The sequence below is a fragment of the Nitrosospira sp. TNL200 genome (assembly GCF_055386305.1).
Window position 1 is genome coordinate 3,102,664 of the sequence record NZ_AP041003.1, and the last position, 25,871, is coordinate 3,128,534.

Consider the following 25,871-nt stretch of genomic DNA (forward strand, 5'->3'; position numbering starts at 1 on the left):
CTTCCGCGCATAGCAAAATCTGCGTTCGCTTGGTAGAATCGGCGTTTTACGCTATTCCACCCAACACTTTTTCAGGACTCGTCATGACCACCAAACACTACGGCCCCACCAGGCAAATCGGCACGTTTTATCCTCCGCAACGCGTCCTGATGGGACCGGGACCTTCCGATACCCATCCGCGCGTGTTGTCAGCAATGGCGCGGCCCACCCTGGGTCACCTCGACCCGGTGTTCACGGATATGATGGAAGAGCTGAAAAGCCTGCTGCGGTATGCTTTCCAGACGTCGAACCTGCTGACTTTTCCGGTATCGGGCCCCGGCTCGGTGGGCATGGAGATGTGCTTCGTCAACATGGTCAACCATGGCGACAAGGTCATCGTGTGCCGCAATGGCGTGTTCGGCGGCCGCATGATCGAGAATGTGCAGCGCTGCGGGGGTACGGCGGTGGTCGTTGAGGACAAGTGGGGTGCGCCGGTCGATCCCCAGAAAGTGGAAGATGCCTTGAAACAGAATCCGGACGCGAAGGTGGTCGCCTTTGTCCATGCCGAAACTTCCACCGGCGCGCTCTCGGATGCGAAGCTGCTGTGCGAGATTGCCCATCGCCATAACTGCCTGACCATCGTCGATACCGTCACTTCGCTGGGCGGTTCTCCGCTCAAGGTGGACGAATGGAAGATCGACGCGATTTATTCCGGAAGCCAGAAATGCCTGTCCTGCCCGCCGGGCCTTTCACCGATCAGCTTTTCGGAACGCGTGGTGGAACTCGTCAAGAACCGCAAGGAAAAAGTGCAAAGCTGGTTCATGGACTTGAACCTGTTGCTGGGGTATTGGGGAACCACCCGGACTTATCACCATACCGCTCCGACCAATGCGCTCTACGCCCTGCATGAGGCGTTGTTCATGCTGTACGAGGAGGGACTGGAGCATTCCTGGGCGCGCCATCAGCGTAACCACGAAGCGCTGAAGGCGGGACTGGAAACCCTGGGTATCGAATACCTGGTGGAAGAAAAGTCTCGCCTGCCACAGCTCAATTCGGTCTACGTGCCTGAAGGCATTGATGAAAAAGAAGTGCGCCGCAGGCTGCTCGCCGATTACAATCTCGAAATCGGTGCAGGATTGGGAGATTTCGCCGGCAAGATCTGGCGCTTCGGCCTGATGGGTTATTCCAGCAAAATTGAAAACGTCATGCTATGTCTGGGCGCGCTGGAAATCGTGCTGGCCGATATGGGCAAGAAGATCAAGCCGGGAACGGCGGAAGCAGCGGCACATTATGCCTACGCGGCCAATCCTTTGCCCCTGGAGAGCAAGAGCGCTGCAAAGGCGGCATAATTCCGGAAAAAGGGTATATGGGTTGCGGCTATTGCCTGTACCCATATACCCATCTCGTCCTGAGAAATATGTGCCGACGCCGGTGGCGATCGGCAAAACGATGGTCTGAAATGGAAATGGAATTACAGTCCTAATCTCTGCCAGATGGTTGCCGTCAATCCTGCAGAGTTGAGCGTGTAAAAATGCAGCCCCGGTGCGCCGGCGCGAAGTAGCCGGTCGCACAGCTCGGTCACGATATCCAGTCCAAAAGCGCGGATCGATGCGCTATCGTCACCATATCCTTCCAGCCTTTTCCTGATCCAGCGCGGGACTTCGGCCCCGCAGGCATCGGAAAATCTCGCCAGTTGAGAAAACTTGTTGATCGGCATGATACCCGGCACGATGGGGACATCGACACCTATCGCTTCGCAACTGTCAATGAAATTGAAATAGGCGTCTGCATTGTAGAAATACTGGGTAATGACGGAATCCGCACCGGCATCCACCTTGCGTTTGAAATTCCGCAAATCCTCCCCAGGGGAAACGGCCTGGGGGTGGTATTCCGGATACGCCGCCACCTCGATGTGGAAGGTATCGCCGAACTCCTGGTGGATAAAGGTCACGAGCTCGTTGGCATAGCGAAATTCGCCTGCCTGGGCCATGCCGGAGGGCAAATCACCCCTCAAGGCGACGATATGCCGGATGCCCGCATCGTAATATTTTTGCAGCATGCTGCGAATGCTTTCGCCGGTCGAGCCGATACAGGAAAGATGGGGGGCGACAACATGGCCTTCCGCCTGAATTTCGAGCACGGTCTCGAGGGTACGGTCGCGTGTGGAGCCGCCAGCGCCAAAGGTGACGGAAAAAAATTTCGGATCGAGCTGGGCCAACTGCCGGCGGGTAGCCCGCAGCTTTTCCGTCCCCTCCGGGGTCTGCGGCGGAAAGAACTCGAAACTGAAAGTGGGTGCGAACTTTTTTTGGGATTCCATCTTCTGGCTTCTGGAAACGGCGCGACCGAGGAAAGAAGGATCGAATCGGCCGTTCTCTTATTCTCCGCGAGCGCTCCATGCCTGCCTGCTGCGAAGCGCTTCACGGAGGGTTATCCCCATCCACAGGGAGTCGCTGCATCAGTAGCGATACAACTCCGGCTTATAAGGACCGCCCTTATCCAGATTCAAATATTGCGCCTGCTCGTCGGTCAGCTCCGTGAGTTTGACACCTAGCTTCCTGATGTGCAGCCGGGCCACCTTTTCATCGAGTTGCTTGGGAAGCACATAGACGTTTTTCTGGTAATTCGCGCCGTTTTGCCAAAGCTCCATCTGCGCCAGCACCTGGTTGGTAAAAGAACTGGACATCACAAATGACGGATGGCCCGTGGCACAGCCCAGGTTTACCAGGCGCCCCTTGGCAAGCACGATAATGCGGCGGCCAGTCGGAAAAATGACATGGTCCACCTGCGGCTTGATGTTCTCCCACTGGTATTTCTGAACCGAGGCGATGTCTATCTCGGAATCGAAATGCCCGATGTTGCAGACGATCGCCTGGTCTTTCATCTTCAGCATGTGGTCATGGGTGATGACGCGCAAATTGCCGGTGGCGGTAACAAAAATGTCGGCCTGATCGCAGACATCGTCCATGGTGACAACACGATATCCTTCCATTGCCGCCTGCAGCGCGCAGATCGGATCGATCTCGGTGATCCATACGGTCGCCCCGAGGCCACGCAAGGATTGTGCGCAACCCTTGCCCACGTCTCCATACCCGCACACCAGCGCGATTTTTCCAGCGATCATGACATCCGTCGCCCGCTTGATTCCATCGACCAGCGACTCGCGGCAGCCGTAAAGGTTATCGAATTTCGACTTGGTGACCGAGTCGTTGACATTGAATGCCGGAAATGGCAGTTCCCCTTTCTTCTGCATTTCATACAACCGGTGAACGCCCGTGGTGGTTTCTTCGGTCACGCCGCGAATGCCGGCGCGTTTGGCCGAATACCAGCCGGGTTGTTTGCTCAACCGCTTGCGGATGGCCGCGAACAAGGCCTGTTCTTCCTCGTTGGCAGGGTTCGCCACGATTGAAGGATCGGTTTCCGCCTTGCTGCCGAGGATGATCAGCAGAGTGGCATCGCCGCCATCGTCCAGTATCATGTTCGGGCCGCTGCCCGCACCCGCTGCTGCGTCATCGCCTCCCCACTCGAAAATGCGATGAGTATATTCCCAATAATCATCCAGCGACTCGCCCTTGTAAGCGAAGACCGGGGTGCCCGCGGCCGCGATGGCTGCAGCGGCGTGGTCCTGCGTCGAAAAAATATTGCAGGATGCCCAGCGCACTTCAGCCCCTAGCCTGGTGAGGCTTTCTATCAGCACCGCGGTCTGGATGGTCATGTGCAGGGAGCCGGCGATACGCGCCCCCGCCAATGGCTTGGTGTCGCCATATTCCTCCCTCAATGCCATCAGACCCGGCATTTCAGTTTCGGCGATCGCGATTTCCTTGCGTCCCCATTCAGCCAGGGACATGTCGGCGACCTTGTAGTCGGTAAATTGTCTGCTCCCGGATTGGGGCGCAGTATTGAGCACAGCGTTCATGAACAATCTCCTGAAAATGAACGAGCGCCGTTAATACGATACTCTCCCTGCCGAGCCTCGCGGGACGGTGCCCGTTGCAGCGCTCCTCGGCGAGAGAGTGGTTGAAGCGATGTAATCCGGTTGGCGGCTTAGGCTTATGCCTCTACCGCCACTTCTTCGATTCCGGCATCGGCGCGAAGCCGCGCCGCCTTGTCGGTCACTTCCCAGGTGAATTCCGGTTCGTCCCTTCCAAAATGGCCATAGGCGGCGGTCTTCTGGTATATGGGGCGTAGCAGGTTAAGGGCATGGATGATGGCGCGCGGACGCAGATCAAAATGACGCTCAACCAGCCTGGCGATCTTTTCGTCAGAAATTTTGCCTGTGCCAAAGGTATCGATCATCAGGGAAACAGGCCGCGCCACCCCTATGGCATACGCAACCTGCACCTCGCACCGGGTTGCCAGACCCGCCGCGACGACGTTCTTCGCCACATATCGCCCGGCATAGGCGGCGGAACGATCCACCTTGGAGGGATCCTTGCCGGAGAATGCACCGCCGCCGTGATGGGCAGTGCCTCCATAGCTATCCACGATAATTTTTCGACCCGTCAAGCCGCAATCACCCATGGGCCCGCCCACGACGAAGCGGCCAGTAGGGTTGACCAGGTAACGCGTCTCGCTACCGAGCATATTCCTGGGCAGCACCGGCTTGATGATTTCCTCGATAACCGCTTCGCTCAGGTCGGAATGCGAAATGTCCGGATCATGCTGGGTAGAGATCACCACGGTTTCCACGCGCTGCGGCTTGCCATTCAGGTAGCGGATCGAAACCTGGGACTTGGCGTCCGGGCGCAGCCAGGGCAGGCGGCCATCTTTCCTCAGTTCCGCTTGTCGCTCCATCAGGCGGTGCGCATAATAGATCGGCGCAGGCATCAATTGCGGCGTTTCATCGCAGGCATAGCCAAACATGAGGCCCTGGTCTCCCGCTCCCTGGTCCATTTCCTCTTCCTTGGAGCGATTGACACCTTGCGCAATGTCGGGAGACTGCTTGTTGAACGCGGTAAGCACTGCGCAGGTATGGTAATCGAAGCCGATTTCCGAGCTGTTATATCCTATGCGCTTGACAGCTGCCCGAGCCACCTGAATATAGTCGACGTTTGCCTCGGTGGTGATCTCCCCCGACATGACGATCAGGCCGGTACTGCACAAGGTTTCGCAGGCAACCCGCGCGTTGGCATCCTGTTCCAGAATGGCATCCAGGATCGAGTCGGAAATCTGGTCGGCCACCTTGTCCGGATGGCCTTCAGATACGGATTCTGAAGTAAAAAGATAGTCGCTCATGTCGTCCAGCCGCCTATAGGGGAGTCAAAAAGGAGCTAGGATATCAAATTACGCCGCTATTAAGAAGCTGAATGATTTATCCCTTGCGCTTTTTCCGGTTTCCCGGCTGGAATAGCTGCCGGTGTAAAATAGCGCTCCCACTCCCGGCATCAGCTCATAGACCGGATGCAAAGCCTCTTGGAGGCGGTAGCCCGGCAGGCGGCCGCAGGTTGACAATGGCATCTTTCTGTAACAAACTCACGCTGGGCAACCACGGTACGCAGACCGCAGATTCGCCGCGGCTACGCCGGAACGATGCCTGGATGGCAGAATGACAATATGAACTGGGCGTCATGAAACTGAAATTCACGAAGATGCATGGGCTGGGGAACGATTTCGTCGTTATCGACGGCGTCAATCAATCTGTTTTGCTCGGCCCGGAACAAATGCGGCGGCTCGCCGATCGGCATTTCGGCGTGGGCTGCGATCAGATCCTGCTGATAGAGGCGGCAAGCGGCGATGCGGATTTTCGCTATCGCATCTTCAACGCGGACGGCGGGGAAGTGGAGCAATGCGGTAATGGCGCACGCTGCTTCGTGCGCTATGTGCACGATTATGGGATGACGAGCAAGGATGAGATCCGCGTGGAGACGCTTGGCGGCCTCATCATCCCCCGGCTGGAGCCCGGTGGCGAAGTGACGGTCAACATGGGCGAACCGGGATTCGAACCGGGGGGCATTCCTTTCCTTGCCGCAAAGCGCGCCATGACTTATCCACTCGACATCGGCGGTGGGAAGATCGAAATCAGCGTCGTGTCGATGGGAAACCCTCACGCCGTGCAATTGGTGGAGGATGTGGACCAGGCGCCGGTATCGACCGAAGGCCCGCTGATCGAACGCCATCCGCACTTTCCTCGCCGGGTGAATGCCGGCTACATGCAGGTCCTGGATCGCCGCCACATACGGCTGCGAGTATATGAACGAGGCGCGGGAGAAACGCTTGCATGCGGCACCGGCGCTTGCGCCGCGGTGGTCGCTGGAATCCGGCGCGGCTTGCTGGACTCGTCGGTTGAAGTCAGCCTGCGAGGCGGCAAGCTGCGCGTGCGTTGGGCAGGCGAAACCCAGCCCGTCTGGATGACGGGCCCTGCCGTAACCGTGTTCGATGGAGAAATCGAGTTATGAAATTCAGCGACGAGGAAATTGCGCTGTATCTGAAGGATCATCCGGATTTTTTTACGGAGTATGCGAGTGTACTGGCAGATATACAAATTCCCCATCCTCATGGCGATAGGGCGATCCCGATCAGTGAACGCCAGATCATGGACTTGAGAGAGCGGAATCGTGTCCTGCAGGATAAGCTGAGCGAACTGGTCAGATTTGCCGAAGAAAACAGCGCTCTCTCCGAAAAGATGCATCGGCTGGCGGTCGTGCTGCTCCAATTTACCGGTCTGAACGATGTTCTGCAGGGTTTGAATTACAATTTGCGGGAAGATTTCCTTATTCCCCATATGGCGCTGCGAATCTGGGGAATAACCATCGAAGGGCAACAGACACCGGAGCTGGATAAGACGGGGCCTGATATTCCCAGCCTGGCCGAAAGCCTGCAGCACCCTTATTGCGGTCCGTACGTGCTGGAAGAAATCCGGGACTGGTTTGGAGAAGACGGCGTACGCTTGAGGTCGTTTGCCATGATGCCCCTGCGAACCGACAGGACAATTGGCTTGCTGGTGCTGGCAAGCGAGGAATCGCAACGGTTCTATCCGGAAATGGGAACAATTTACCTGGCGCAACTGGGGGAGCTGGCAAGCGCCGCAATACGCCGGTTTGCGTCGGCTTGAGAAACAAGGACAGGTTCGGGCAACACGAAGGCAAGAAGTGAAAGAATATGAAGTCAGCATAACCAGGAAGGCCAACGGAAAAACGGCTTCCTCCTATATTGACCACCTCTCCCAGGAGCGGCGCCTGTCTCCCTTGACCTGTGAAGGCTACCGGCGGGATCTCGATGTATTACTCGGCTTCGCGGCTGAGACGCCACTGGAGCAATTACAACCCCACCACATCCGCCGCTTCGTGGCGCAACGCCACGGGAAGCAGTGTTCCGGAAAAACCGTCGCAAGAATGCTTTCAGCCTGGCGCGGCTTTTATCGATATCTAGCAAAAAGGCACGGATATGAAGGCAATCCCTGTGCCGGAATAAGAGCGCCAAAAGCCCCCAAATCACTGCCCCACGCGCTTTCGCCGGACGAAGCCGCGAAACTGCTGGACTTCTCCGCCGCAGATGATGTGATGGCCTTGCGGGACAAGGCACTGTTCGAACTTTGCTACTCCTCGGGATTGCGGCTGGCGGAACTCGCAGGCGTCAAACCCGATAATCTGGACCTCGCGGACGGCACGGTGCGTATCACGGGCAAAGGCGGCAAGACCCGCATTGTCCCCGTCGGCAGCAAGGCCGTGCACGCTCTGCACGAATGGATCAGACACCGGGAGAACCTGATCCAGCCAGGGGCAAGCGCACTTTTCATATCGCGGCACGGAAAAAACATGAGCCGGCGATCCATCAGCCAGCGTCTAAAAATATGGGCTGCACACCAGGGAATCTCGTCCAATGTACACCCGCACATGCTACGGCATTCATTCGCCTCCCATGTGCTGCAATCAAGCGGGGACCTGCGCTCTGTCCAGGAAATGCTGGGGCATTCGAGCATCAGCACTACACAGATCTATACCCACCTGGATTTTCAGCATTTGTCAAAAACTTACGACGCCGCGCATCCCAGGGCCAGGAAAAAGACGGTGGGAACCTGATCCTGGCCGTGCGGTCAGGAAGAACCCGCTGCAACAGGTTTGCTTCTACATGTTATCCGCCAATCGGCGCTATAATCCTCTCTGCTCGATAAACTCATGGGCTCCCAATGCAAGAATTTCGTGGCACTACGATACTTTCCGCACGCCGCGGCGCGCAGGTGGCGCTCGGCGGAGATGGCCAGGTCACTTTGGGTGCAGTAGTGGCAAAGGCAAGCGCCCGAAAAGTACGACGGCTCTATCATGACAAAATCCTCGCGGGATTTGCAGGCGGTACGGCCGATGCCTTCACCTTGTTCGAGCGATTTGAAGGCAAACTTGAAAAACACCAGGGCCATCTCATGCGCTCCGCTGTGGAACTGGCGAAGGACTGGCGTACCGACCGCATTCTGCGCCGGCTTGAAGCCATGCTGGTGGTCGCCGACCCTAGCGTCACCCTCATCGTTACGGGAGCGGGAGATGTGATCGAGCCGGAGTTCGGCCTGGCTGCCATTGGCAGCGGCGGCTCTTATGCGCATTCCGCCGCCCGGGCGCTCCTCGAAAATACGGATCTCGCGCCGCTGGAAATCGTCAAGAAATCGCTCGCGATAGCAGGGGATTTGTGCATCTACACCAACCAGAATCATGTGATCGAGGTGCTGTGATAACCGAACAAGGCGGGGGCAGCCACTAGCGTGCGCCATGGCGCTCACCCTAAGTTTGCTGCCGGTTTGCGTCCTGATCGCTCAATAACTCTGGCAACAACTCCCATCCTATACTAATATCATAATCAGCCATCGCTTGCCCCTTCAGTAATCAGTAATAATCAGTGTCTCGATAACGTCCATCTTATCGAACCCAGGTGGTGGTTGGCTCGCTTCATCCATTTGCAGCGGCTCAAGGAGCTGATCTGCTTGGATAGAGCGATTCCCAAGGGGTTTTGATGCATGATATAGTGACTTTAGTTTTAGTAAATGACCTATAAACGAGAGGACTTACTATGAAACTTGCCAAATCAATTTTGACAATCGGGGCGGTAACACTTTTTTCCAGTTTTCCATTATTTGCCAGCAGTAGTGTCGATAAGCATACTTCAGAAGCGATAGAGCATGCGATAGCTGCGGAGAAAGAAGGGAAAAGCGGTAAAGCCAAGGAACTGCTAGGGCATGCCGAAGAAAGCTTGAAGCATGCAAAAGCGGCGCTACCCGAAGTGTCAGATAGCGATCAAAGGGTACATATCACTGAATCCATTAGACATCTCGATCTAGCCATTGCTAGTGCAAAAGAAAACGATGCTAAAGAAGCTACCAAACATGTCGATGAAGCAATAGCCCACTTGAAAAAAGTGTTTAACAAACATATCGTAGAAGCTATAGAACATGCGAAGGAAGCACAAGCGGAAGGGAAAAAAGGAAATGCCAAAGGGTTGGCGATGCACGCTGAAGCGAGCCTGAAGCATGCAAAAATGGTGCTGCCTGAGCTGAAAGATGGCGACCAGAGAGTGAATATCACTGAATCCATCAGACATCTCAACCAGGCCATCGCTCATGCAAAAGAAAATCATGCCGAAGTGGCTACCAAACATGTTGACGAAGCTTTGGTCAACCTGAAAAAAGCTGCCAGTTAATCGTTATAAATAGTGATTTGAAATCATAAGTAATATACGCAAGCTGGTTTTGGTTCTGTGAATCAAAACCAGCATCGATTTTACCGGTCTTGCACATTCTCGTCCTGACCACTCGTGGTTTTGCACTTCCACGTCATAACGAAATCCTCAACCATTACCCAGTCATTGGCAACAGGTCAAGTGCTTAAGGAAGCGCTGAATATGAACTCGGAATACCCGGTAACTCTCCAGCATTATTTTTAACCTTGGATTGCTCAAACCAGCCAGCCGCATTTGCAGTGCCGTTGTATCCATTCCATGACAAAAGCAAAGCCGCTGACGAGCGCCGGCCGGCTTTCGGGCTCTGGAACAGAGCCTCTCATTTGATGACCATCCAGGCAGCTCTTTTATCAAGAATACCTGAACGGGATTTTTCAGGGTCTGAACCACATTGAGAAAGGAAGATTCGGTGGGAAATAGATACAACCGCATGGCTGGCGATGGTAAACGCGTCCAGACCCCGCCCCACAGGATGGGTGATAAATGCTAGACTTCCCTTCATGCACGACGATGACGCCATGAGCCGGAAATGCAATTCAGATAACGAGCTATCCCGGAAGAAGCGACTATGGAATCCGGCAACGTGTAAACCGGGACATCACATTACTCGAATATGAGCGAACCGACTTCAAATCGGCACCAGAATATTTTGTTTGCTGACCTGCGCCAGAGCCTGGTCTTCGCACATCCATCACCGTTTTAACCGGACAATACGGAATTGAAATCATGTCTCAACTGACTCCCCAGGAAATTGTCCACGAACTGGATAAACACATCATCGGGCAGGATGCCGCCAAACGCTCTGTTGCCATCGCGCTTCGAAACCGCTGGAGAAGGCAACAGGTTCAAGATCCCCTTCGGCAGGAGATTACGCCAAAAAATATTTTGATGATCGGCCCGACGGGAGTCGGCAAGACCGAGATCGCACGCAGGCTGGCGAAGCTCGCGGATGCGCCATTCGTCAAGGTTGAAGCCACGAAATTCACCGAGGTGGGATATGTCGGTCGCGACGTGGATTCCATCATCCGCGACTTGGTGGAATCCGCGGTAAAGCAATCCCGGGAACAGGAAACCGAAAAAATGCGCGCCCGGGCGGAAGACCACGCCGAAGAGCGCATTCTGGACGTCCTGCTTCCGCCGGCGCGCGAAATGGGATCCCATTTCGAGGTTAGCGAAACCGAGAATGCTACCCGTCAAAAATTCCGCAAAAAACTGCGAGAAGGCGAGCTCAACGACAAGGAGATCGAAATCGAAGTGGCGGCCTCGCACGCCCATATGGAAATCTTTGCTCCCCCTGGAATGGAGGAATTAACCACGCAGATACAAGGCATGTTTCACAATCTGGGAATGGAGAAGAAAAAGACGCGGAAGCTGCGGATACGCGAAGCCATGAAGATCATCACGGATGAGGAAGCGGCCAAGCTTATCAATGATGAGGAGCTGAAACTGCGCGCGGTCCAGAATGTGGAGCAGAACGGCATCGTATTTCTGGATGAAATCGACAAAATTACCAGCCGTTCTGAAACCTCTGGCGCGGATGTCTCGCGCCAGGGCGTTCAGCGTGACCTGCTTCCGCTGGTGGAGGGCACGACTGTCTCAACCAAGTACGGCATGATCAAGACAGACCATATCCTGTTCATTGCAAGCGGTGCGTTCCATCTCGCCAAACCCTCCGACCTGATCCCGGAATTGCAGGGGCGGTTCCCCCTGCGGGTCGAGTTGACCAGCCTTAGCGCTGAGGATTTCGTGCAGATTCTCACAAATACGGACGCATGCCTGACTCGGCAGTATGAAGCATTGCTGGGAACCGAGGGAATCGAACTGGAATTCACACCGGATGCGGTCAAGCGCTTGGCGCAAATTACCTTTGCAGTGAATGAAAAAACCGAGAATATCGGCGCTCGTCGTCTCTATACCGCCATGGAAAAGCTTCTGGAAGAGGTATCATTTTCCGCGGAGAAGCATCACGGCGAAAAAATTGTCATCGACTCCGCTTACGTCGATTCGAAGCTTGGCAGCCTGTCTCAAAGCGAAGATCTGGCGCGCTATGTACTTTAATCCCTCGATGCCGGATTTAGGTTGAGCCTACACTACCTGCCCTGCCGCATATCCGGACGCCCATGCCCACTGGAAGTTGAATCCCCCGAGATGTCCCGTCACATCCACGACTTCACCTATGAAGTAAAGCCCGGGAACCTTTTTGGCCTCCATCGTCCGGGAAGATAATTCACGGGTATCGACTCCGCCAAGGGTCACTTCCGCTTTCCTGTATCCGGCGGTACCGCTGGGGGTGATCGACCATTTATGCAGGTACATGGCAATGCGCTTCAGTTCCGTGACGCTGTACTCGCTCATCGGCTTGGCTGGCTTCTCGCGCACCATTGCCTCGCACCAGATCTGGGCCAGCCGCCTGGGAAGCTGGCCAGCCAGCACGCTTGACAGCGTGGCGCTGCCACGCCGCCGATCGAGCAACCATGCTATCGCATCGATATCCGGAAGCAGGTCGATATCAATGGCCATTCCAGGACGCCAGTATGACGAAATCTGCAATATCGCCGGGCCGCTCAGCCCGCGGTGGGTCAGCAATATGCCGCCGCGAAAGCGACCTCCGTTGCAGCGGACTTCGCCGTCCACCGCAACTCCGGTTAGCTGGGAAAAGCTCGCGGCTTGTTCCGGCGCAAACATCAAAGGAACAAGAGCCGGTCTCAGCGGCGTGACGTTGAGGCCAAATTGCTCCGCGATTCTATATCCCAAAGGGCTTGCGCCAATTTGAGGAATGGATAATCCGCCGGTCGCGATCACGAGGGAATTTGAGGCAAACCTGCCTTTATCGGTTTCCAGCACAAAACCACCACTCTCGACGGCGGTTTTGCTAGCGCGATCTATCCTGTATACCCTGCAGGGCATTTGCCATTCCACGCCGGCCACGGTGCATTCATCCCGCAGCAACTCGATAATTTGCCGCGAGCTATCGTTGCAAAACAATTGTCCGGCTGTTTTCTCGTGGTAGTGGATACCGTGCTTTTTCACGAGAGAGATGAAATCCGCGGGGGTAAAGCGCGCTAACGCGGATCGGAAAAAATCGGGGTTGTGAGACAGAAAATTTTCTGGCTTCGCATGCAGGTTGGTAAAATTGCAACGTCCGCCACCCGAGATTCGAATTTTTTCTCCCAGTTTCGCCGCATGGTCGAGCAACAGTACGGACCGTCCTCGCTTGCCCGCCTCCATGGCACACATCATCCCGGCCGCACCCGCACCTATGATCGCGACGTCTTTCCCGAACTTCGCCATTTCACTTCGATCCGCGGCGGCTCGGGGGACAATATGCCAATTCAGCCACAGCCCGCGCTGCAATACGAATGAAACACCCTTCAGGATGGGTCAACGCTGGAATCCGCATCAGTGTCTGCGGGAAAGCAGCAGCAATAATAAGGGAACTCCCAAAAGAGCGGTCAACACGCCTACGGGCAATTGCTGGGGGGCCCACAGGGTGCGCGCCATGGTATCGGCGCAAACCAGAAAACTTCCCCCCGCAAGTATGGACAAGGGCAATAGCCAGCGAAAATCATTAACGCCGAGCAAGCGTACGGCATGCGGCACGATCAGGCCGACAAAACCGATCGCGCCCGCAAGCATCAGGGCGGCCACCGTCGCCGCCGAGGCGCAAAAATAAAGCCCGGCCTGCAACGGCAGCACGGCAATGCCCAGCGTTCTTGCTTTCATTTGCCCAAGGCTCAGCACATTGAGGCTTCTCGAAAACAGCATGCTTACGGTGGACAGGATAATGAGCGCTATCCAGGCAGGCAGTTGCTCTTCCGCACGGGAAACATCACCCATCAGCCAAAACAGCATGCCTTTTAAATCGCTGGCAGGTGCCAAGGTAAGAATCAAGGTGGTGAGCGCGCCGAAACCCGCGGACAACACCACGCCTGTCAGCAGCAAACGGTATAGATTCCAATCCCCGGCGCGAAAGCTCAAGCTGAATACAATGGCGACCGCAGCCAGTGCGCCGGCGAGCGCAGCTGCATCGGCCAGCATATGGCTCCACCCGAGCAGCATGGCAAGCAGCGCCCCCACACCGGCGCCGCCCGAGACGCCGAGAATGTAAGGATCAGCCAGGGGATTGCGCAATAGAACCTGGAGCAGCAGCCCGGCCAAGGCGAGCAAGCCGCCGCAGGCAAAGGCAGCCGACACGCGCGGCAGACGCAAATCCCGGATGATATGGTGCGCAACTCGATCACTTCCATCATCCACGGATAGCAAGGTTCTGGCGACCGTAAAAACCGGGATGTCTACGCTGCCGAACGACAGCCCGGCAAGCAAGCTGGCGGCAACGAGGATCATGAAGATGATCAGAAGCACTGGGCCTCTTCCAGCCACCCTCATCGTCTTTCAGGCAAGGGGTACTTCGGTGCGAATTCGCGTATCAGGAATGTGGCGAGGACACCAAAGGGCCAGGCGGCCCTCATCCGCAAAGCCACGCGGAGGGGCTGGCATACGCAGCACACGTGCCAGTCCGACGATTACCGCAGGCTGATGATGGGCCATCCATTTTCCTCTGCGTGAGCCTTCAGTGTTGCGTCGGGGTCCACCGCGACAGGGTGGGTAACCTTGTTGAGCAGCGGCAGATCATTCAGCGAATCGCTGTAAAACCAGCTTTCGAGGAAAGACATCCATGTCAAATTGTGTTCATCCAGCCAGCTTTCCAGCCGGGCAATCTTGCCCTCCCTGAAACAGGGCAGGCCGAAAACCTGACCGGTAAACTCGCCGTTCACCTGCTCAGGCTCGGTGGCAATGAGATGGCTTATCCCCAGAGCCCGCGCAATGGGACCGGTCACGAACCGGTTGGTGGCGGTTATGATGACGCATAAATTATTGCCAAGCATATGTCTCTTGACCAGCTCTCGCGCCTGGGGTGTTATCAGCGGCAGGATCTTCTGCTGCATGAATTCCTGGTGCCATGCATCGAGCTGGCTTCTGGGATGGCGGGACAGCGGCTTTAGCTGAAAGTCCAGAAATTCATGTATATCGAGCGTTCCCTCCTTGTACTGCTCATAGAATTCAATATTGCGCGCTTCGTAGACTTCGCGGTCGAGCACGCGTTGCTCAATGAGGAATTGCGCCCACTGAAAATCGCTGTCGCCCGCTAAAAGCGTATTATCGAGATCGAACAGAACCAGGTTCATGAGAGTTCCTGCAATAATTCGCGAACCAGCGGAATGGTGACTTTGCGGCGATGGGACATCGAATAACTATCGAGAGCGTCTATGGTAGCCATCAAGGTGGTCAAATCGCGCCGTTCGTGCCTGAGCAGATAATCGCATACCTCGCTGGATAGCTCGAGTCCCCGGCTCAACGCATGGTTTTGCATCGCCTCTATTTTTTCCGGATCGGTCAACTCATGAACACGATATACCAGGCCCCATCCCAGGCGCGTCATGAGGTCTTCCCGCAATTTGAGCTGAGCAGGCGCGGACGAGCCGCTTACGAGAAGAACAGCATCATCTCTTTCACGTATGCGATTATAGAGGTTGAACAATCCGATTTGAGCATTGTCCTCAAGACGGTCCACGTCATCCACCAATGTGCAGTCCGCCTCGCTGCGCTCGCGAAAACAGGTTTTTGAATTACAGGCGAAATAGGCGGTATTCACCTGGTTACGCATGGATAGTGCAGCCATTGCCTGAAGCAAATGGCTTTTTCCGCTTCCCGGAACGCCCCATATATAGATGAAGCGCTCCTTGACCGGTCTTGCAAGCATGGCATTCAGGGCTTGCAGCAGTTCCGTGTTGCGTCCGGGCACGAATCTGGAGAGCGCGGGCAGCGGAGATGGCGTAATGTCCAACGCCAATTGCTTCATTGGAGCTCTCCTATCGTTATCCTCAGCTTTACCGAAAACCCACGCTCCGTCGTTTGCATCTCGATCGACGCGCATTTACGGTAGAATTGCCGTTTTTTGAAAACCCGCACTCTATCCGCAACAAAGCGAAAATTCAACTTGACTTCATATAATCCAGAGAATACCGATACCGGATCGATCTCTTACCGGGATGCGGGCGTCGATATCGACGCGGGCGATCGTCTGGTTCAAAACATCAAGCCTTTTGCCAGGCGCACGATGCGCCCGGAGGTGCTCGGGGGCATAGGCGGTTTCGGAGCATTATTCGACATGCCGCGAAACTACCGCAGCCCTGTGCTGGTATCCGGCACCGATGGCGTGGGAACCAAGCTGAAGCTCGCGTTCCAGTACGAAAAACACGATACCGTCGGAATAGATCTCGTAGCCATGAGCGTCAACGACATTCTGGCTCAAGGTGCGGAACCCCTGTTTTTCCTGGATTATTTCGGCTGCGGAAAACTGGATGTCGATACGGCGACACGGGTCATCAAAGGGATTGCGGAGGGCTGCGAACAGGCGGGATGCGCACTTATCGGCGGGGAAACAGCTGAGATGCCGGGTATGTATCCTCACGGCGAGTATGACTTGGCGGGTTTTGCGGTAGGGGTGGTCGAGAAAGACCGGATTATAGATGGATCGATGATTACGGAGGGAGACGCAGTGCTGGGATTGGCTTCCAGCGGTCCGCATTCGAATGGTTATTCCCTGATTCGCAAGATAGTGGAAAAAAATAGAGTGGACCTGTCGTCGGATTTCAATGGAAGAACGTTGATCGATGAAATCATGGCGCCTACCCGAATTTATGTAAAACCTGTACTCGAACTGATGAAGCATGTGCCTGTGAAAGGCATCGCGCATATCACCGGAGGTGGATTGACGGAGAATATCCCCCGGATTCTACCCAAAGGGATGTCCGCGGTACTGCAAAGAAGCAGATGGAACCTCCCTGAAATTTTTGGCTGGCTGCAGCGCCAGGGCAACGTGCCGGATGGCGAAATGCATCGCGTATTCAACTGCGGTGTTGGAATGGTGCTCATCGTGGCGCCAGAAATTGCCGGTGCAGCCATGGAAATACTTCATTCGATGGGCGAAACTGCCTGGACTATAGGGGATGTCAGGCGCACCACGGCTGCATCGCTGAAAACCATTGTCGAGTAAGCGCGGCGGAAAGCCGTGGCCAAGAAATGATGAATTCCCTTGTTATCCTGGTTTCCGGTCGCGGCAGCAATTTACAGGCGCTGATCGACGCCAGGCTGCCGGTCAGGACGATCACGATCATCAGTAATCGGCCCGGCGCACCGGCGCTGGATTTGGCAAAAAGAAGCGGTCTGGAAACCAGAGTGATCGATCAGCGGTCCTACCCTGATCGAAAGGCGTTCGATGCCGCGTTGATGGAGACGGTAAGCGCTTATGCGCCCGATCTGGTCGTACTCGCCGGTTTCATGCACCTTCTGGAAGAAAACTTTGTTCAGCACTATGCAGGCAGACTGATGAATGTCCATCCATCGTTGCTGCCTGCTTTCCCTGGGCTGCATCCTCACCGGAGAGCATTGCTGGAGGGTGTAAAAATACATGGGTGCACCGTGCATTTCGTTACACCCCGGATGGACCATGGCCCCATAATCGTCCAGGCAGCGGTGGCGGTAATGCCGGATGATACGGAGGACTCTCTTGCAGTACGAGTACTGCGTGAGGAGCACCGTATTTATCCCCAGGCCGTTCGCTGGTTCATGGAAGGACGCCTGAGACTTTCGGATAACCACGTCAGCGTGACGCATGCGGTGCCTGACGACACAGCTTTATATTCACCTGGGTTCTGCAAATGAAATTTCCATTCATGGCACTGTTGTCGGGATCGGTCCTTTTTGCCATATCCCTGTTCCCGGCTCACGCAGCGGATATTCCTTCACGAGTCGATATCAGTTATTCGATCAGTTCCGGCGGTCTGGAAGGCGAAGTCAACGATACGGTTGAGATTAAAAAAGGCCATCATGCCCGGAGCTATACCATCAACAGCGAAGGACGCGCAAAAGGACTGCTGGCCTTGACCCAACCCGATAGCGTGGTGCGGGATAGCGAGGGAATCATCACGGCGCAAGGGTCGTTTCGCCCCAGCCGGTTTTCAGATCAACATGGAAACAGGCCACCCAAGGTGGCAATTTTCGACTGGAACAATAAACTCCTGACGCTCCAGAATAAGCGGGGGGAAGAACAGAAACCTCTGCCGGCCGATGCGCAGGACAAGCTGAGCTTGCCCTACAGCTTCATGTTTTCCCCTATTTCGGGCAAGATGGTCACTCTGCATGAAACCGACGGCCGCCGGCTCGAACCGGTCCGTTATGCGGTGGGAAAGGAAACGCTGGATACTCCTATGGGCAAGCTTGAAACTATCGTATTGACCAAACAGGTGGATAATAGCGAGGGCCGCGACAAGAAAATCTGGCTGGCGGTCGACCACCACATGCTTCCGGTACGGATAGTTTCAACCGAGAAACTCGGGATCATCACGGACCAGATTGCCACCCGAATAACTTACGGCGAGTCATCGGACAGGCTCAAGCAGGGACGCCTGCAATAAGAAGCGGAACAGGGATCCGAATCCTTTTTCGGGCTTTGCACCCGTACGCTCTAAAACCACTCGCTTGCTGCACTTGCTTCCCTTACACGTGCGATATCCGGGATAATCCTAAATCCGGCAGTTGGACAGGGGTGAAGTGTGCGATAGCGAACTCACTATACAGGTGAACGTCGAGTGCCGCGGAAAGTTTTTGTGGATCATAGCTCTAAACTGGACGTGAGCGGTCAACTGCCGGATTTAGGATAATGCGCCTCACCCCTGCCCACCTGGACATCGCAACCGCTGCGCTTCGCGCCGTGCTTCCTCTCCAGCATCCCGCCGATTCCGCGCTAGGTGTTTTTTTTCGCCAGAACCCGCAATTGGGGGCTCAAGAACGGGCATTCATAGGCCAAAATATATTTGGCATCCTGCGCCACCGCTTGTTCCTTGAATCCGTCGCAGAGATCCCTACGCCCCGTTCACTGCTGCTTGCTCATCTGGCCAGGTTCCAAGGCGTCAATTTGCGCGAGCTGGCACCGCTTGTCAGCGAAGCGGAAGCAAAGTGGCTGGGATACGTCAAGGGATTGTCCCTGGAGACGCTATCTCCAGGAGTGCGGGCCGAATTTCCGGAATGGTTGATAAAAAAGCTCCGGGGCTTCATGCGAGAGGACGAGATACTCGATCTGGGACTATCCCTGCAACGGGCCGCCCCTCTCGATCTGCGCGTCAACTCCCTTCTTGCCAGCCGCGATGAGATCATCGCTGCACTGGCCGGGGACGGGATCGAGGCTGCGCCAACCCCCTATTCACCTTTGGGCATACGGCTTGCAGGCAAGCCGGCGATAAACCGGCATCCGCTGTTTCTCGCGGGAAAGGCCGAGGTTCAGGATGAAGGCAGCCAACTGCTGGGCTACCTGCTCTCGCCCAGGCGCCGCGATATGGTGGTTGATTTCTGTGCTGGAGCAGGTGGCAAGACTCTCATGCTGGGAGCGCTGATGCGCTCCCATGGGCGCATCTACGCCTTCGATACATCGGACAAACGCCTGAAGAACCTCGGCCCCCGGCTCAAGCGCTCCGGCCTGTCTAACCTGTATCCCCAGCATATCGTCAATGAAAATGATATCAAGATCAAACGGCTGGCCGGAAAAATAGATCGGGTGCTGGTGGATGCACCCTGCAGCGGCATGGGAACCTTGCGCCGCAATCCCGATTTGAAATGGCGGCAATCACCCCAAAGCATCGAAGAACTCAAGCATAAACAGGCGGCGATTCTGTCATCCGCGGCAAATCTTCTTAAACCCGGGGGCAGGCTGGTCTATGCCACCTGCAGCTTCTTTCCGGAAGAAAACCAGAATATCGTGGAGCATTTTCTGAATGATCATTCCTCATTTACGCTGATGAATTGCGCGGATATTTTGCGGCAGCAAAAAATTCCACTGGACACCGGCATATTTCTGGAATTATCACCCCGACTTCACGGAACGGACGGCTTCTTTGCCGCCGCAATGGAATTGAAGCAAAGTTAAGCGGTTTTTTTCTGGATGAATTCGATCTTGTAGCCATCCGGGTCCTCCACGAAGGCTATGACCGTCAAACCGTGTTTCATCGGCCCTGCTTCCCGGACGATTTTGCCGCCACGCGTCTTGACATCCTCGCAAGCACGGTAGGCGTCTTCGACTTCTATGGCAATATGCCCATAGCCGGAGCCCAAGTCATATCGCTCCGTATCCCAATTATGCGTCAATTCCAGCACGGGTCCGCTTGCCTCATCCTGATAGCCAACAAATGCGAGGGTAAATCTTCCATCGGGATAATCTTTCCGGCGCAATTCCTTCATTCCCAGCACACCCGTATAGAAGGCCAGGGACTTTTCCAGATTTCCCACTCTCAGCATGGCATGAAGAATACGCATTTAGATTTCCACCATCTCAAAGTCTTCTTTGCGGGCTGCGCACTCGGGACAGGTCCAGTTCATCGGCACATCTTCCCACCGCGTTCCGGGAGGAATTCCCTCGGCCGGCGAGCCTTCCGCTTCGTCGTATATGAAACCGCAGATAAGACACATGTAGCAACGGTAAACGCGCGTTTCGGTAGGAGGCATGATAGAGGCGATTTAGGTTAAAATATTATTTTACGGTATAGCTCATGCCCCAGTCACCCCCAATAGCACTTTCTTTCGCTGGCAGCGACTCCAGCGGTGGTGCTGGCATCCAGGCCGATATTCTCACCCTTGCCAGCATGGGTTGTCATGCGCTGCCCGTGGTTACGGCAATCGTGGTCCAGGATACCGCCGGGGTGGAAGAAATACTTCCGCTGGACCCGGAATGGGTTGCCGATCAGGCAAGAGCGGTTCTGGAAGACATGCCGGTCCACGTCTTCAAGCTGGGAATGCTGGGCAGTGTCGAAATCATCACCGCAATTGCCGAGGTGATTTCGGACTACCCCAACATTCCGCTCGTGCTGGACCCGGTGCTGGCCTCCGGCCGCGGCGATGAACTGGCCAGCGATGAAATGGTCGTGGCAATGCGTGAATTGCTGCTTCCGCAAGCGACCATCATTACTCCAAACAGCATGGAAGCACGCCGGCTCGCGCGGGATGACGACGAGGAGGAAGAGGATATCCAGCTCCTGAACCGGTGCGCCGACCGGCTTCTGCATATGGGATGCGAATACGTGCTTATCACCGGGACGCATGAGAATACTTTCCAGGTGATCAACAAGCTGTATGGAAGCGGGGGCGAAATGCGATCTGATTCCTGGGATCGCCTAGCGGGCTCCTATCATGGATCGGGCTGTACGCTCGCCGCTGCCATTGCTGCCGCTCTTGCCAACGGCCTGCCCATGATCGAGGGTGTATACGAAGCCCAGGAATACACCTGGCAATCGCTGAAGGCGGGCTTTCGCCCCGGAATGGGGCAGTATTTGCCGGATCGGCTGTTTTGGGCTCGCGACGAGTCTGAAGCTGTCAACGGGGATGAGGCCAAATGACGCGCGGGACCATCGGGGGCTTGTATGCGGTTACGCCGGATATGGCAGATACGATGGCGCTTCTGCGCATAACCCGGCAGGCGCTGGAAGGCGGCGCGCGACTGGTCCAATACCGCAACAAGGCGGCTGACCCTGCGCTGCGCATCCAGCAGGCCGCGCTTCTGGCGGATCTGTGCCGCGATGCAGTCACACCATTCATTATCAATGATGATCCTCACCTGGCCGCTGCGCTTGGTGCCGATGGAGTGCATCTGGGAAGGCAGGATGTCTCCATATCCAAGGCCCGGCAGCAACTGGGAGAAGGGAAAATAATCGGGGTGTCCTGCTACAACGAACTGGAACAGGCGCTTGAGGCCGAGCAGCAAGGCGCAGACTATATCGCATTCGGCGCTTTTTTCGTTTCCGGCACGAAGCCCCATGCGGCAAGGGCGAACCTTGATCTGCTGCAGCGCGCCAGACGAAGGCTGCGTATCCCCATTGTCGCTATTGGCGGCATCACTTTGGCCAATGCCGCCGAGCTGATACGGCATGGCGCCGATGCGCTGGCCGTGGTCAACGGCCTGTTTGCTGCGCAGAGCGTTCGATATGCCGCCGAACAGATTTCCCGATTATTTCCGGGAAAGCCCCATACCCTACATCATGAGTTTTGAAATGATCTCGCGTAACCAGCAACTATTCGAGCTTTCGCAAAAATATATTCCCGGCGGAGTAAATTCCCCTGTTCGCGCTTTCAAATCAGTTGGCGGTACGCCTGTTTTTTTTCGTCGCGGACAAGGGGCTTACGTATGGGATGCAGACGATAGAACATATATCGACTATGTTGGCTCTTGGGGTCCTCTCATCCTGGGTCATGCCCACCCTGAGGTGATCGCCGCCGTACTGGCGGCGGCTCATAACGGCCTGACCTTCGGCGCGCCCACGGAGGCGGAGCTGGAGATGGCAAAGATGCTGTGCGGGCTACTGCCGTCGATCGAGCAGGTGAGACTGGTCAGCTCGGGAACGGAAGCGACGATGAGCGCCATCCGGGTGGCAAGGGGCTACACCGGGAGAAATCGCATCATCAAATTCGAAGGTTGCTATCATGGGCATGACGACGCCCTGCTGGTCAAGGCCGGATCTGGCGCGCTGACTTTTGGTCACCCCAGTTCTGCTGGCGTCCCTGATGGAACCACCTCTGCCACTCTGGTCCTGGATTACAATAGTCTTGATAGTCTGGAGCAGGCCTTCAGCCGTTTTGGGCAGGAAATCGCAGCGGTGATCGTTGAACCGGTGGCAGGCAACATGAATCTGATAACGCCAAAGCCTGGTTTCCTGTCGACATTGCGCAACCTGTGTACCCGGCACGGCGCCATGCTAATTTTCGATGAAGTGATGTCAGGCTTTCGGGTAGGGCTGGAGTGCGCGCAGGGGCTTTATGGCATCAAGCCCGATCTGACCACCCTGGGCAAGGTAATCGGAGGCGGAATGCCAATGGCGGCATTTGGCGGCAGGCGGGATATCATGCAATGCCTGGCCCCGATCGGGCCTGTGTATCAGGCCGGTACGCTGTCTGGCAATCCCGTTGCGGTGGCGGCGGGACTTGCGACACTAAGACTGGTACAAGCTCCAGGGTTTTACGAAAAACTTGCTGCCAGCACAAGGAAACTCATGGAAGGGCTTACCAAAACTGCGGAAAAACATGGCATCGTTTTTTGTGCGCAGCAGGTGGGAGGCATGTTCGGCCTTTATTTCCGGGAACATCTGCCGACAAGCTATGCTGAAGTAATGGACTGCAACAGGGATGCCTTCAACCGGTTTTTTCATGCAATGCTCCAGGAAGGCGTCTACTTCGCTCCTTCAGCATTTGAGGCGGGCTTTGTTTCGGCAGCGCACGGAGATGACGAAATCGGCAAAACGCTGGCTGCGGCAGAACGCGTATTTGGAAGCTGGAAATAAGAATACCGCAAAAAGAAGCGTAGCGCTCCCCTTTAACCTAGATCCGGCAGTTGGACGGGGTGGAGTGTGCGGTTTCCGGAGTGCAGGGCAAGGTGCTACGACGCGCAATGGCCATTCCATTCCAAGGAGTTGCAACACAGCCATGTGCCGCGCAATCCGCCCTGTAGCGAACTCACCATATGGATGAACGGCGAATACCGCGAGAAGTCTTTATGAACCAATGGCTCTAAACTGGAAATGAGCGGCCAACTGCCGGATTTATGTTTAACGGATACCCGGAATGCGCGCAGCGCTTCAGCGCAGACCGGATATGAACTGCGATACAGCCTGTATTTCCCTCTCGCTCATCCGGGAGGCGATCATATGCATCACATTATTCGGGTCCCTGGTACGCTCTTCGGTTCTGAACGCCCGTAGCTGCGCGACAAGGTAGTCCGAATGTTGTCCGGCAATTCGAGGATAATTGGGAGGAATGCCTACTCCATTGGGGGAATGGCAGCTCGCGCAAGCGGGCACGCCTTTCTCGAGATTGCCGCCGCGATATATATTCTCACCCTGTTCCGCCAGAGTTTTATCGCTGGCCTCTCCGGGCTTGGGCGTCTGCCTGGAATAATAGGCGGCCAGATTCTTCATGTCCTCCGGGGAGAGCGGCGCCACCATTGCCGACATTATCGCGTTTTCGCGTTCTGCGGGCTTGCCTTCCTTCGGCTTGAAATCATTCAGCTGCTTGGTGATATACTCGGCATGCTGACCGGCCAGGCTGGGATTGGCAGGAATGGAACTGTTACCGTCCGCATTGTGGCACGCTGCGCACACCTGAGTTGCGATTTGCTGGCCTTTCGCCGCATCTCCTTTCGTTTTTCCGGCTTCAGGAGCGGTTTCCGCCAAAAGCTGGCTGGATAACGCCAGCGCGGCGACGATTGCAATGTTCGAGACGAACTTTATGCCCTGCATTCCTGACTCCCGCAAAATGAATATGCCATACTGTTAACGTGGTATTTTAACAACGAAAGGGCGAGTTAACAATAATAAACCGTCAACATATGAGAACAGTATTCTTTCTGTTGTTGTTCATCAATATTGCTTTCGCAGTTTATATTCAGTCGGAGCCGGCCTCAGGCGATCATGCCCCATCTCGTGGCCATGCCCAACCTTCAAGCGAGGAGGACCAAACGGAACGGTCCAAACCATCCAGGGAACCGGTCGCCTGTCTTGAATGGGGAATTTTTCTCGATGCCGACATGGAACCGGTTGAGGCGGAGATTGCCCAGGTACAACTCGATGCCAGGCTGGATCGCGAGCAACGGGGCAAGACCCCCGTCTTCTGGATACACATACCGCCGCTAAAAAATGCCTTTCTCGCGGAAAAGAAGATGGGCGAACTTGGAAGGCTCGGGATAGGCGGCTATTCGCGTGTCCAGAACGACGATAAATGGAATAACGCGATCTCGCTGGGATTTTTTCATAGAGTCGAGGATGCTCAAAGCGCATTGACGGCATTGAGAGCAAAGGGAGTCAGATCAGCGGTTATCGGTGCGCGCAATCTTGACCAGGTAGCGTTTGTGCTGCGCAGCCCCTCGGGGGAAGATACCGCAAAGCTGAGAATCCTCGAAAAGAGATTTCCGGGCAGCGAGCTGAAAAGCAGCAAATGCGCACCGTGAATTCAATTAACGATGAATTTACAGGATGAGTGAAACGGAGCGCAGCCCATCGAAATCATGGAACCGATGGGATCAATGATGAGGCAGGATAGATATTCTCATGAAAGCTCTGATGTTGCTTGCGCGAAGCCGCCTCCATACGCTACAAAAGCCGAATTCCATTCCGCTGCGCGGATATTGAAACGGGCCCACACAGCCTCCATCTTATGTTTATCATGATCCGTGAATTGAACCTGAATCCGGCAGATGACCGCTCATTTCCAGTTTAGAGCCATGATCCACAAAGACTTTACACGATATCCGATGTTCACCCATATGGTGGATTGGCTGCAAGGCGGGTTCAGGTTGAATTGATTATGCCGGTTAATCTCAAATCTCCTGAAGAAATAGAAAAAATGCGGGTAGCAGGCAAGCTCGCATCGGAAGTGCTGGATTACATTGCGCCTTTCGTCAAACCGGGCGTGCGCACCGGTGAGCTTGACGCGCTATGCCACGACTACATGATCAATGTCCAGGACACGATTCCCGCCCCGCTCAACTATGCACCGCCGGGATATTCGCCCTACCCCAAATCCATTTGCACCTCGGTCAACCATCAGGTATGCCATGGGGTTCCCGGCGAAAAAGTCCTGAAAAATGGCGATATCGTCAATATAGATGTGACTGTGATCAAGAATGGGTATCACGGCGACACCAGCCGAATGTACTACATAGGCGAACCGGGAGTCCAGGCGCGGCGCCTGTGCGAAATTACCTATGAGGCAATGTGGCGCGGAATCGAGGAAGTGAAGCCAGGCAGACAGCTAGGCGATATCGGCCATGCCATCCAGCGTTTTGCGGAAGACCATGGATGCAGCGTGGTAAGGGAATTTTGCGGGCACGGGATAGGCAAAAAATTCCATGAGGACCCGCAGGTGCTTCACTATGGGCGAACCGGCACCGGCCTGGAATTGAAAGCCGGGATGATCTTTACGATAGAACCGATGATCAATGCCGGCAAGGCCCCGATACGCCAGATGGCGGACGGATGGACTATCGTGACCAAGGATCACAGCCTCTCGGCGCAATGGGAACACACTGTCCTGGTTACCGGGAGCGGATACGAGGTGTTGACCTTATCCGCCGGCTCGCCGCCAAAACCTGCATTCAGGGCTTGATATTGAGGGGATTGCTGCGAGCCATGCTGCACAAGTCC

General features: G+C 55.4%; 26 protein-coding genes and 1 riboswitch. Of the genes, 16 read left to right on the forward strand and 10 right to left on the reverse strand.

The window, feature by feature from the left end:
- Positions 1–83 precede the first annotated feature (83 nt).
- Positions 84–1,328, forward strand: a complete 1,245-nt coding sequence (locus ACZ5CE_RS14005; protein ID WP_464575517.1) for a pyridoxal-phosphate-dependent aminotransferase family protein — start codon at positions 84–86, stop codon at positions 1,326–1,328.
- A gap of 122 nt (positions 1,329–1,450) precedes the next feature.
- Here the strand turns inward: ACZ5CE_RS14005 and metF are convergent, their stop codons facing one another.
- From metF to metK, 3 genes are all read right to left on the reverse strand, one after another.
- On the reverse strand, positions 1,451–2,296 hold the full coding sequence (metF, locus tag ACZ5CE_RS14010; protein WP_464575518.1) for a methylenetetrahydrofolate reductase [NAD(P)H]: 846 nt from the start codon (positions 2,294–2,296) through the stop codon (positions 1,451–1,453).
- A gap of 138 nt (positions 2,297–2,434) precedes the next feature.
- Positions 2,435–3,892, reverse strand: coding sequence for an adenosylhomocysteinase (ahcY, locus tag ACZ5CE_RS14015; protein WP_464575519.1), 1,458 nt, complete (start codon positions 3,890–3,892; stop codon positions 2,435–2,437).
- Positions 3,893–3,907: 15 nt separating this feature from the next.
- Positions 3,908–3,986, reverse strand: a riboswitch (S-adenosyl-L-homocysteine riboswitch).
- A gap of 40 nt (positions 3,987–4,026) precedes the next feature.
- On the reverse strand, positions 4,027–5,211 hold the full coding sequence (gene metK / locus ACZ5CE_RS14020; protein WP_464575520.1) for a methionine adenosyltransferase: 1,185 nt from the start codon (positions 5,209–5,211) through the stop codon (positions 4,027–4,029).
- Between the two features lie 332 nt (positions 5,212–5,543).
- On the opposite strand from metK, the gene dapF reads away from it, so the two are divergent.
- From dapF to hslU, 6 genes are all read left to right on the forward strand, one after another.
- On the forward strand, positions 5,544–6,371 hold the full coding sequence (dapF, locus tag ACZ5CE_RS14025; RefSeq protein WP_464575521.1) for a diaminopimelate epimerase: 828 nt from the start codon (positions 5,544–5,546) through the stop codon (positions 6,369–6,371).
- Complete coding sequence (locus tag ACZ5CE_RS14030) at positions 6,368–7,027, forward strand: DUF484 family protein (RefSeq protein WP_464575522.1); 660 nt, start codon at positions 6,368–6,370, stop codon at positions 7,025–7,027. The genes dapF and ACZ5CE_RS14030 overlap by 4 nt, the downstream gene beginning before the upstream one ends.
- Before the next feature lie 37 nt (positions 7,028–7,064).
- Positions 7,065–7,994, forward strand: a complete 930-nt coding sequence (gene xerC, locus ACZ5CE_RS14035) for a tyrosine recombinase XerC (RefSeq protein WP_464575523.1) — start codon at positions 7,065–7,067, stop codon at positions 7,992–7,994.
- 107 nt (positions 7,995–8,101) lie between these two features.
- On the forward strand, positions 8,102–8,635 hold the full coding sequence (hslV, locus tag ACZ5CE_RS14040; protein ID WP_464575524.1) for an ATP-dependent protease subunit HslV: 534 nt from the start codon (positions 8,102–8,104) through the stop codon (positions 8,633–8,635).
- A 335-nt stretch (positions 8,636–8,970) separates the two neighbouring features.
- Entirely contained in the window at positions 8,971–9,597 is a 627-nt protein-coding gene (gene smbP / locus ACZ5CE_RS14045) for a small metal-binding protein SmbP (RefSeq protein ID WP_464575525.1), read from the forward strand.
- 765 nt (positions 9,598–10,362) lie between these two features.
- Positions 10,363–11,694, forward strand: coding sequence for an ATP-dependent protease ATPase subunit HslU (gene hslU, locus ACZ5CE_RS14050; protein ID WP_464575526.1), 1,332 nt, complete (start codon positions 10,363–10,365; stop codon positions 11,692–11,694).
- A 27-nt stretch (positions 11,695–11,721) separates the two neighbouring features.
- On the opposite strand, the gene ACZ5CE_RS14055 is transcribed toward hslU, so the two are convergent.
- The 4 genes from ACZ5CE_RS14055 to hda form a co-directional block, all read right to left on the reverse strand.
- A complete protein-coding gene (locus ACZ5CE_RS14055; RefSeq protein ID WP_464575527.1) occupies positions 11,722–12,927 on the reverse strand; it encodes a BaiN/RdsA family NAD(P)/FAD-dependent oxidoreductase in 1,206 nt (401 codons plus the stop codon).
- 108 nt (positions 12,928–13,035) lie between these two features.
- Entirely contained in the window at positions 13,036–13,998 is a 963-nt protein-coding gene (locus ACZ5CE_RS14060) for a FecCD family ABC transporter permease (RefSeq protein ID WP_464575528.1), read from the reverse strand.
- A gap of 161 nt (positions 13,999–14,159) precedes the next feature.
- Positions 14,160–14,822 carry a histidinol-phosphatase gene (locus ACZ5CE_RS14065; RefSeq protein WP_464575529.1) on the reverse strand — a complete coding sequence of 221 codons (663 nt, stop codon included), beginning with the start codon at positions 14,820–14,822 and terminating at the stop codon, positions 14,160–14,162.
- Positions 14,819–15,496: a DnaA regulatory inactivator Hda gene (gene hda, locus ACZ5CE_RS14070; protein ID WP_464575530.1), complete on the reverse strand. Its 678-nt coding sequence runs from the start codon at positions 15,494–15,496 to the stop codon at positions 14,819–14,821. The genes ACZ5CE_RS14065 and hda overlap by 4 nt, the downstream gene beginning before the upstream one ends.
- 138 nt (positions 15,497–15,634) lie before the next feature.
- Between hda and purM the strand changes: the two genes are divergently transcribed.
- The 4 genes from purM (at position 15,635) to ACZ5CE_RS14090 (ending at position 19,618) form a co-directional block, all read left to right on the forward strand.
- Positions 15,635–16,693, forward strand: a complete 1,059-nt coding sequence (gene purM / locus ACZ5CE_RS14075; protein ID WP_464575531.1) for a phosphoribosylformylglycinamidine cyclo-ligase — start codon at positions 15,635–15,637, stop codon at positions 16,691–16,693.
- Positions 16,694–16,722: 29 nt separating this feature from the next.
- On the forward strand, positions 16,723–17,361 hold the full coding sequence (gene purN / locus ACZ5CE_RS14080) for a phosphoribosylglycinamide formyltransferase (protein ID WP_464577536.1): 639 nt from the start codon (positions 16,723–16,725) through the stop codon (positions 17,359–17,361).
- Complete coding sequence (locus tag ACZ5CE_RS14085) at positions 17,358–18,113, forward strand: DUF3108 domain-containing protein (RefSeq protein ID WP_464575532.1); 756 nt, start codon at positions 17,358–17,360, stop codon at positions 18,111–18,113. Before purN ends, ACZ5CE_RS14085 begins: the two co-directional genes overlap by 4 nt.
- Before the next feature lie 245 nt (positions 18,114–18,358).
- Positions 18,359–19,618: an RsmB/NOP family class I SAM-dependent RNA methyltransferase gene (locus ACZ5CE_RS14090; protein ID WP_464575533.1), complete on the forward strand. Its 1,260-nt coding sequence runs from the start codon at positions 18,359–18,361 to the stop codon at positions 19,616–19,618.
- Here ACZ5CE_RS14090 and gloA read toward each other — a convergent pair.
- Both gloA and ACZ5CE_RS14100 read right to left on the reverse strand, forming a co-directional pair.
- Complete coding sequence (gloA, locus tag ACZ5CE_RS14095; RefSeq protein ID WP_464575534.1) at positions 19,615–20,004, reverse strand: lactoylglutathione lyase; 390 nt, start codon at positions 20,002–20,004, stop codon at positions 19,615–19,617. The two genes, ACZ5CE_RS14090 and gloA, sit on opposite strands and share 4 nt — an antisense overlap.
- Positions 20,005–20,193: a rubredoxin gene (locus ACZ5CE_RS14100; RefSeq protein WP_464575535.1), complete on the reverse strand. Its 189-nt coding sequence runs from the start codon at positions 20,191–20,193 to the stop codon at positions 20,005–20,007.
- Between the two features lie 44 nt (positions 20,194–20,237).
- Between ACZ5CE_RS14100 and thiD the strand changes: the two genes are divergently transcribed.
- The 3 genes from thiD to hemL are packed head-to-tail and all read left to right on the forward strand — an operon-like array spanning position 20,238 to position 23,015.
- Positions 20,238–21,080, forward strand: a complete 843-nt coding sequence (thiD, locus tag ACZ5CE_RS14105) for a bifunctional hydroxymethylpyrimidine kinase/phosphomethylpyrimidine kinase (RefSeq protein WP_464575536.1) — start codon at positions 20,238–20,240, stop codon at positions 21,078–21,080.
- On the forward strand, positions 21,077–21,730 hold the full coding sequence (thiE, locus tag ACZ5CE_RS14110; protein ID WP_464575537.1) for a thiamine phosphate synthase: 654 nt from the start codon (positions 21,077–21,079) through the stop codon (positions 21,728–21,730). The genes thiD and thiE overlap by 4 nt, the downstream gene beginning before the upstream one ends.
- Position 21,731: 1 nt before the next feature.
- Entirely contained in the window at positions 21,732–23,015 is a 1,284-nt protein-coding gene (gene hemL, locus ACZ5CE_RS14115) for a glutamate-1-semialdehyde 2,1-aminomutase (protein WP_464577538.1), read from the forward strand.
- Positions 23,016–23,309: 294 nt separating this feature from the next.
- On the opposite strand, the gene ACZ5CE_RS14120 is transcribed toward hemL, so the two are convergent.
- Positions 23,310–23,969, reverse strand: coding sequence for a c-type cytochrome (locus ACZ5CE_RS14120; RefSeq protein ID WP_464575538.1), 660 nt, complete (start codon positions 23,967–23,969; stop codon positions 23,310–23,312).
- An 89-nt stretch (positions 23,970–24,058) separates the two neighbouring features.
- Here ACZ5CE_RS14120 and ACZ5CE_RS14125 point away from each other — a divergent pair, with 89 nt between their 5' ends.
- Together ACZ5CE_RS14125 and map are read left to right on the forward strand one after the other, a co-directional pair.
- On the forward strand, positions 24,059–24,676 hold the full coding sequence (locus ACZ5CE_RS14125) for a hypothetical protein (RefSeq protein WP_464575539.1): 618 nt from the start codon (positions 24,059–24,061) through the stop codon (positions 24,674–24,676).
- 356 nt (positions 24,677–25,032) lie between these two features.
- Positions 25,033–25,833: a type I methionyl aminopeptidase gene (gene map, locus ACZ5CE_RS14130; RefSeq protein ID WP_464575540.1), complete on the forward strand. Its 801-nt coding sequence runs from the start codon at positions 25,033–25,035 to the stop codon at positions 25,831–25,833.
- Positions 25,834–25,871 lie beyond the last annotated feature (38 nt).